Annotated in this window: 6 protein-coding genes; 2 read left to right on the forward strand and 4 right to left on the reverse strand. The window is 45.2% G+C overall.

Annotated features, from left to right (window positions below; all coding sequences use genetic code 11):
- The first annotated feature begins 412 nt into the window (after window positions 1-412).
- A complete protein-coding gene (locus tag P5674_RS05390; RefSeq protein ID WP_006619437.1) occupies window positions 413-664 on the forward strand; it encodes a hypothetical protein in 252 nt (83 codons plus the stop codon).
- A 59-nt stretch (window positions 665-723) separates the two neighbouring features.
- On the opposite strand, the gene P5674_RS05395 is transcribed toward P5674_RS05390, so the two are convergent.
- From P5674_RS05395 to P5674_RS05405, 3 genes are all read right to left on the reverse strand, one after another.
- Window positions 724-1,821, reverse strand: coding sequence for an inositol-3-phosphate synthase (locus P5674_RS05395; RefSeq protein ID WP_014274904.1), 1,098 nt, complete (start codon window positions 1,819-1,821; stop codon window positions 724-726).
- A gap of 312 nt (window positions 1,822-2,133) precedes the next feature.
- Window positions 2,134-2,715 carry an FKBP-type peptidyl-prolyl cis-trans isomerase gene (locus tag P5674_RS05400; protein WP_006619439.1) on the reverse strand — a complete coding sequence of 194 codons (582 nt, stop codon included), beginning with the start codon at window positions 2,713-2,715 and terminating at the stop codon, window positions 2,134-2,136.
- 216 nt (window positions 2,716-2,931) lie between these two features.
- Window positions 2,932-3,255, reverse strand: a complete 324-nt coding sequence (locus P5674_RS05405) for a phasin family protein (protein WP_006619440.1) — start codon at window positions 3,253-3,255, stop codon at window positions 2,932-2,934.
- 112 nt (window positions 3,256-3,367) lie between these two features.
- On the opposite strand from P5674_RS05405, the gene P5674_RS05410 reads away from it, so the two are divergent.
- The gene (locus tag P5674_RS05410) at window positions 3,368-3,724 is read left to right on the forward strand and encodes a zinc ribbon domain-containing protein (RefSeq protein ID WP_006619441.1); all 357 of its coding nucleotides are present in this window, start codon (window positions 3,368-3,370) and stop codon (window positions 3,722-3,724) included.
- 12 nt (window positions 3,725-3,736) lie between these two features.
- On the opposite strand, the gene P5674_RS05415 is transcribed toward P5674_RS05410, so the two are convergent.
- Complete coding sequence (locus P5674_RS05415; protein ID WP_006619442.1) at window positions 3,737-4,906, reverse strand: extracellular solute-binding protein; 1,170 nt, start codon at window positions 4,904-4,906, stop codon at window positions 3,737-3,739.
- Window positions 4,907-5,365: the final 459 nt, after the last annotated feature.

Below are 5,365 nucleotides of genomic sequence, written 5' to 3' on the forward strand. Positions count from 1 at the left end.
GTCACTTATCTATATTCCCGTCAATATTAGATTTTATCCTTCTGACGCACCCTACAGGTCTACCCACCTATTGAAAAAAACCGGATTAGGGGTTATAATATAGCACCCTTTACCCCATCAAAATCAACCCTTATTAATCGAGCAATTAACTAATGTTTAAAGATTGGTCATCCGATGATTGGATTAATCATATACTCTTCTTTGGTACACTTTTCATGCTGATTGGTTCCTTTATCTTTCTCTAGGCAATTTTCGCGATAGGTAACGCTAACTAGCCGACCCAAATTGAGGGAGTATGGTTAATTTTCGTTAATTTTTGGCCCCTATAGCATGATTCTCTGTTACGGTGAAGATAGCCGGTTTACTTGTAAAGCCGTGCTGAAAGGACGGGGTTTCCGACCCAGGAGTTTCTATGAATATAAGGCTAGTGATTTTTTCGGGAATTATCATGGCTGGTATAGGGTCTGTGTTTGGTTTGGCTGTTTCTCATATAGCAGCAAAACCCTATCAATGCTGTGGCGTTGTTTCTGTTCATAATGATGTTGGCTACAGTCAGTCCCGACATCCCCAAACCTATGCTGTAGCAGGTAGCATGATGGGATTTGTCGCCGGGTCAGTTTTGGAAGCCTTGCGACAGGCTGAACTGGAACATAAACAGAACTAGATACCCTAGGAACCCGAAGGTTAACGGGTTTCCCAGAGTTTTTTTCCCTATCCCCATTTTTAGGATGGGTTGGCGATAAATCGTTCCGTCATTTCGTATGCTTCGTCATCAACTAACTGTTTTGGTGGATGCTTCATAAAAAAGGATGAGGGAGAGTCCAAAACTCCACCAAGACCCCTGTCTAGTGCTAATTTACAGCAGCGGATAGCATCTATAACTACTCCGGCTGAGTTAGGAGAATCTTCTACAGACAAACGTAATTCGATGTTCATGGGAACATCTCCAAATAGTCGTCCTTCCATGCGGATAAAGCAAACTTTGTTATCCTTTTGCCAGGGAACATAATCGCTAGGTCCGACGTGGATATTTTCGTTGGCGAGACGTTCTCGCACCACACTCTGAACTGCCTCAGTTTTGGACTCTTTTTTAGAGTCGAGGCGGCGGCGGTCTAACATATTCAGAAAGTCTGTATTTCCGCCAGTGTTAATTTGGTAGGTGCGATCGATTTTGACTCCTCGCTTTTGGAATTGATTAGCTAAGGCGCGGTGAGTGATGGTTGCACCTAATTGGGATTTAATATCATCGCCGATAATGGGAACCTTATTAAGTCTAAATTTCTCCTCCCAGAGAGGGTTGCTGGCGATGAACACGGGAATACAGTTGACGAAACCGACCCCGGCATCTAAGGCACATTCGGCATAAAATTCGGTGGCTTCCTGGGAGCCAACAGGCAGATAATTAACTAGAATTTCGGATCGGGAGTCTTGTAAAATTTTGACTACTTCTGCTTTCGAGGGTTGGGGTTTATCGCTGGGTTGAAAGCTGTAGCGTTCGTCTACATCAACCATGTGTTCTGCTACACCATCGAGAATGCGACCCATTGACACATTAACCCCAGTTGGGGGAACATGAGAACAGAAAACTGTGGTGCAGTTAGGGGGGGCAAAAATTGCCTCTGCTACATCTATACCAACTTTTCTGCGATCAATATCAAAGGCGGCGACAACTTCCATATCAGAAGGTTTGTAGCCGCCAATTTCCCAGTGCATAAGTCCGATGGCATCTTGGGGATTTTTGTCGCGATAATATTCAATCCCTTGGATTAAAGAACTCGCACAGTTACCAATACCAACAATGGCGATCCTAATTTTTTCCACAAGCAATCTGTTCCTCGACTCCTAAGTTAAAATAAGTCATGCCTAGATGCCAAATTTAGGATATTGACAGCCCAGACAGATCTGTTAATTAATCAAACAGCCATTGTACCTTGGAAGCACCAGGGTTATACCAAGCCTAGGGTTGGGAAAGGTGATTGATCAAAAATTTTTAAATCTCTACCATTAATCAAGGGTTTTGTCAAGTGTGGGTGTAGGGAAAACCAGGGCAAATCCAGCGATCGCTAACCGGGTGAAATCTGGATGGTGAGTCAATTTTGCCCTAGTTTAGCTGTGAGCCTCCCTCAGTTGCTATCAGGAAATTTTCAACAATTCCACATCAAAAATCAAGGTAGCATTAGGAGGAATCACGCCACCCGCACCGCGATCGCCATATCCCAAATCAGCAGGGATAATCAGTTTTCTGCGTCCCCCCACTTGCATAGAGGCGACTCCCTCATCCCAGCCTTTAATGACTTGACCGACCCCAATTGTAAAGGAAAAGGGCTGATTGCGATCGCGGGAACTGTCGAACTTAGTGCCATCTTCAAGAGTTCCGGTATAGTGAACCGTAACTGTCTGACCACGTTGTGGACTAGCACCAGTTCCCTTCTGTAAATCCACATACTGGAGGCCGGAATCTGTTGTAACTAGGTTTTCTTCTGTATTTGTCATATTTTGAGCAATGGTGAAATTAGCTGTCGGTGCTGCTATACCTCCTGACAGCAAGGAATTAGTAGAAACCTTCTTTTCTTGAACAGGAATCGAGGTTTCAGGTGTGACCTGGGTTCCCATATTGGAAGCATTAGCTTCTTGTCCAGAATAGGTAATTTGAGCAACAATGAGAACCAGGGAACAGGCTACAATTACCCCAAAGCTGATCAAAATTTCTCGCACCTTTTATCGTCCTCCTAAGTGAAGTTAGGGAAAATCATTTTACCAAAAATCGGCTAACTCTGTTGATTCAGATACATCAAGGGGAGTCATTCCGCCATGGGGACATAGCCAAGGGTTCTGGCTTCCTAAGTTTTGATGAACATGACCCCATTGAGTACACCTGAAGTTTGCCAGAAAAACCGATAGTGACTATTCCAGTTTGACAGCTTATGGTTGTTAGCGCCAGTGGCGATTTTCCAAATCTCGCATTTGACGTTCTAAACGGTCCAAGCGTCCCCGCAACTCATCAAGTTCTGCCTGGCGGGGAACACCGATATCCTGCATCATATTTTTAATCTGACGCTGCATCAAATCTTCCAGGCTTTGCTGATCCATTTTCAGGCGCTGCATCATCTCGTCAATAAAGCGTTTAGCATCATCTGGGTTAAGGGTTCCCTCTTTGACCCACTGATCTGTAACCTCCTGCAATTTCTCGGCTACCAGGGAGGTGGTGCCAATACCAATCATCAAAAGCTGTTTGAGTAAATTGTTGTCATCCATAGGTTTTTAAGTATCTAGTAAAATTTAAGCTAGATTTACGGTCAAACAAACTGTATCACTTTTCACTTTTTTTGTTGAAAGCCCCCTACTGTCGATCGCTATTGATTTTCCTATGCCAGAATGTCCCCGTTGTCGTCAACCCGTTGATTCTCAGGCGATCGCCTGTCCTTACTGCAAATATGAACTCAAGGCCTTTGGTCATCCGGGTATTCCGTTACACCGCGCTGATCAAGGGGAGTTTCTCTGCCAGAGTTGTCTTTATCATCAAGACGACACCTGTAATTTTCCTAAGCGTCCTTATGCCAGGGAATGCACACTCTATCAAGACCAGAGTAAACCCATTGTGCCTCAGCCTTCACTCAACAGTCAGGTGAGATTTCCACACTCTGTGGGTGAATGGGTGCAAAGAAACGCCCTAGGGGTGGCTATTGTGATTATTATCATCATCAGTGTATTACTAGCTTTGTAGCCGGGGAAGGATCTACGATCGCACTACGGAACGGATTTCGTGCCAGAGGCGCTGATATTGTTGCATACTGGCAACAGTTAGGGGCAGCAAAAATTCACTGCGATCTAAAATGTCGGTATCTGGTAACAGTTGCGGATTTTCCCGTAAATCCTTGGGTAAATCGGCTCGTGGCATTCCCCAAACTATGGGGGAGGTTGCGCCAGTCAATAATGACATTTGGGTGGCTATTTCGGGTTGCCAACAAAAATCAATCCAGGCTTGCACTAGGGGGTTATTAGTGGCACTGGTGGCTTTAGGTTTGACCCACACATCTGACCATAGGGCCGTACCGGATTTAGGGATAGCGATCGCTATATTATGTTGTCGTTGCAGTTGGGGGGAAATATCTCCTGACCAACCGACAGCCAGCCAAGTATCGCCCAAAATTAGGGGTTTGAGATAATTATCAGAATCATAGAGGCGGACATTTTGGTGTAGTTGTTCCAATTGTGCCTTCAAGTCGGGAACTAGATCGAGATCAGGGGTGTTGTAGGAGTAGCCCAATTTTTTCAGGGTTAAACCAATCACCTCTCGCCCTTGATTTAATAGGGAGATGCGACCCTTGCACTCGGACCGCCATAGGTCTTCCCAGTCGGTGGGAGTCCAGCCTAATTTCTCAAACTTATCAACCCGATAAGCGATCGCTGTTGTCCCCCAGCGATAAGGGGCCCCCCAAATATTACCTTCTAGGGAGTCGCTCAATTCTCCGTTTTGGTTTCGTCTAACTAGATTTTGCCAGTTTTGGGGTAATTGCTGCCACTGGGATAAATCCTCTGGGTTGAGGGGTTCGATTAACTCCTCTCTAATGGCTGCTGATAGCCAATAGTCGCCAATCATGACTAATAGCGCGGAGTTGCTAATGGCTTCGGCTTGTAATTGCTGGTAGAGGTCTTCGAGATTAAATTTGGGTACAAAATTTAACCCCGGCCGCTGCGGGTGTTGGCGGCGAAAGCGGTTTACCAGTTGAACGGGAACAGAACCATTTAGCAACTCGACCCGAAAATCTGTGGGCGTATCACATCCCCCGATTAATTCCACCAGTGCTAATAGACTTGTTCCCCACAGGAAAGATCGTCGGTTCACTAAACCCTTTTTGATAAATATTGTCCGATCATGTTTTGCGGATTCATTTAAGCTGAACATTCCTTAGCATTGATTGACAATGCCTGGAAGGGGCTAACTTCCCTTTCCGCGTGCGTCACATCAGAAAGCGTTTCCTTTCCCCCAATGGTTGATCTATGTGACGCACCCTACGGGTTATTTCAGATATATCAACCCTGTTTCACCTCTAAACGTCTCGCACACATATAACCATTGTACTCGGTTCTGAGCAATAATTGTCAAACTTGAGCCCGGCTTTTGGGGCGATCGCAACTACAACAGAGTTCGGTGCGTCAGATCTCAATATTCGGGTAAGTGTCAATTTGACACCCTACAGAAGCTCAATGGAGCTGAATCTGCTGTTGAGGTAGTGTCATTACTGGCTTAAATCTCATGGCGCTAACATTTCGTAACATCAGGCACAACACTGGGTTTAATTATCCGGTTTAATTCCGTCAGAGCGTGTTAACTATAAACCCTTATCCTGACAGCGATAGCGGC

The organism is Limnospira sp. PMC 289.06 (assembly GCF_032350395.1).
GTDB lineage: Bacteria > Cyanobacteriota > Cyanobacteriia > Cyanobacteriales > Microcoleaceae > Limnospira > Limnospira platensis.

What these genes read in the sequence shown, in the direction of transcription:
- P5674_RS05390 (WP_006619437.1), top strand. Translation starts at nt 413, where the DNA reads ATGAATATAAGGCTAGTGATTTTTTCGGGAATTATCATGGCTGGTATA.
- P5674_RS05415 (WP_006619442.1), bottom strand. Translation starts at nt 4,906, where the DNA reads ATGTTCAGCTTAAATGAATCCGCAAAACATGATCGGACAATATTTATC.
- P5674_RS05405 (WP_006619440.1), bottom strand. Translation starts at nt 3,255, where the DNA reads ATGGATGACAACAATTTACTCAAACAGCTTTTGATGATTGGTATTGGC.
- P5674_RS05410 (WP_006619441.1), top strand. Translation starts at nt 3,368, where the DNA reads ATGCCAGAATGTCCCCGTTGTCGTCAACCCGTTGATTCTCAGGCGATC.